This window comes from Mesorhizobium sp. M7A.F.Ca.MR.362.00.0.0 (assembly GCF_004023175.1).
GTDB lineage: Bacteria > Pseudomonadota > Alphaproteobacteria > Rhizobiales > Rhizobiaceae > Mesorhizobium.
In genome coordinates, this window is sequence record NZ_RZTF01000513.1 from 1 (window position 1) to 225 (window position 225).

Annotated in this window: 1 pseudogene; it reads left to right on the plus strand. The window is 69.3% G+C overall.

Going from position 1 to position 225, the window contains the following annotated elements:
• Positions 1–74: 74 nt before the first annotated feature.
• A pseudogene (locus EOC06_RS44230) lies at positions 75–225 on the plus strand (Mur ligase domain-containing protein); the annotation flags it as partial.

Consider the following 225-nt stretch of genomic DNA (forward strand, 5'->3'; position numbering starts at 1 on the left):
GCACTTACGGAGCGTGCCGCATGAGCTTGCTGTGGACCTGCGAGGCGCTGGTTGCCGCCATGGACGGGCGGCCGTTGGGGCCGATGCCGGAAGGCATTTCCGGCATTTCGATCGACAGCCGCAGCCTGCAGCCGGGCGACGCCTTCTTCGCCATCAAGGGCGAGGCGATGGACGGCCATGACTTCGCCACCGCCGCCATCAAGGCCGGCGCCGGCGTGCTGGTGG